The organism is Streptomyces sp. STR69 (assembly GCF_024519455.1).
GTDB lineage: Bacteria > Actinomycetota > Actinomycetes > Streptomycetales > Streptomycetaceae > Streptomyces.
The window spans coordinates 1-934 of the sequence record NZ_JALJRY010000087.1; the positions used below are offsets into that span (position 1 = coordinate 1).

At 64.0% G+C, this 934-nt stretch carries 1 protein-coding gene; it reads left to right on the plus strand.

The window, feature by feature from the left end; genetic code table 11:
- The coding region (locus OC490_RS49065; RefSeq protein WP_262064555.1) for an ABC transporter permease at positions 1-934 on the plus strand (934 nt) is incomplete at both ends.

Here is a 934-nt window from a genome sequence, read left to right on the forward strand (position 1 = left end):
GTTGTTGGCGCGTCCCGAGGTGGGTGTGTTCCTCGGTGCGGCTGCGGTGTACGTGTTCTTCCTGATCGCTGCTCCGCCGGTGCGCGAGGGCGCGTCGATGGCGAACATCCTCTACGGTTCGTCGACCATCGGGATCATGGCGTTGCCGGTGGCGCTGCTGATGATCGGCGGGGAGTTCGACCTCTCCGCCGGTGTCGCGGTCATCACCTCCGCGCTGACCGCGAGCATGCTCAGTTATCAACTGACCATGAATGTATGGGTCGGTGTGATCGTTGCGCTGCTGGTGTCGCTGGGGATCGGGTTCCTGAACGGCTGGCTGGTGGTCAAGACGGGTCTGCCGAGCTTCCTGGTCACCCTGGGCAGTTTCCTGATCCTGCAGGGTGTCAACCTCGCCGTGACGAAGCTGGTGACGGGGAATGTGGCGACCGACGACATCAGCAACATGGACGGTTTCGGCCAGGCGAAGAAGGTCTTCGCGTCGAGTTTTGATGTCGGCGGCGTGCAGGTGAAGATCACCATTGTGTGGTGGCTGGTGTTCGCGGCGATCGCGACCTGGGTTCTGCTGCGCACGAAGTACGGCAACTGGGTCTTCGCGGTGGGCGGGAACAAGGACTCCGCGCGGGCTGTGGGTGTGCCGGTGGCGTTCACGAAGATCTCGCTGTTCATGCTGGTCGGGTTCGGTGCCTGGTTCATCGGGATGCACCAGCTGTTCTCCTTCAACACCGTGCAGTCCGGCGAGGGTGTCGGCCAGGAGCTGATCTACATCTCCGCGGCCGTGATCGGCGGGTGTCTGCTGACCGGTGGTGCGGGCTCGGCGATCGGGCCGGTGTTCGGGGCGTTCATGTTCGGCATGGTCCAGCAGGGCATCGTCTACGCCGGCTGGAACCCCGACTGGTTCAAGGCGTTCCTGGGCGTGATGCTCCTGGGCGCCGTC